The 751-nt window shown below is 60.9% G+C and carries 1 protein-coding gene; it reads right to left on the bottom strand.

What is annotated here, in order from left to right; all coding sequences use genetic code 11:
• A partial coding sequence (locus CH302_RS08910) for a phosphopantetheine-binding protein (protein ID WP_141216614.1) occupies window positions 1-751 on the bottom strand: 751 nt, incomplete at both ends.

Genomic DNA, 751 nt, shown 5'->3' with positions numbered 1-751 from the left:
CAGGCCCGCTACGGTGGGGGCTTCCATGAGTGCACGGACGCTGATTTCACAGTCGAAGGTTTCCTGCACGGCGGCTACGACACGCATCGCAGAGAGCGAGTTGCCGCCCAGGTCGAAGAAGGAGTCGTCCACGCTGACTCGCGGCAGGTCGAGAACCTTCGTGAAAATGCCGGAGATAATTTCTTCAACCGGAGATGACGGCGCTCTGTGAACGCCGCTGGCGAATTGCGGCTCGGGCAACGCCCGTTTGTCCAGCTTGCCGTTGACAGTTAACGGCAACTCGTCGATGACCATCACCACGGCCGGAACCATGTACGCAGGCAATCGCGCGGCAACTCGTTCGCGCAGCGCCCCACCATCGATTCCCGCAGACACCTCGGTAGGTACGACGTAGCCAATCAACTGCTTGCCGGTATCGGTATCACGGGCCACCACTGCCGCACGCTCCACTCCGGTCAAGGCAGCGAGTGTTGCTTCCACTTCACCGATTTCGATGCGGTAACCACGAATCTTCACCTGATCGTCAGAGCGACCCACATACTCCAGCTCGCCGTCGTGATTCCAACGAACCAGATCGCCGGTGCGATACATCCGCGAACCCAAAGGGCCGAGCGGACACGCGACGAATCGCGATGCCGTCAAGCCCGGCCGTCGCACATAACCGCGTGCCACACCCCGCCCCGCGACATACAACTCACCAACCACACCGATCGGAACCCGCCGCAAACCGGAATCCAACACAAACAACGCA

Origin of the sequence: Rhodococcus sp. 15-2388-1-1a, assembly GCF_002259145.1 — a bacterium.
In the GTDB taxonomy this organism is placed as follows: domain Bacteria; phylum Actinomycetota; class Actinomycetes; order Mycobacteriales; family Mycobacteriaceae; genus Rhodococcoides.
This window is presented reverse-complemented; position numbering and strand designations above follow the sequence as displayed.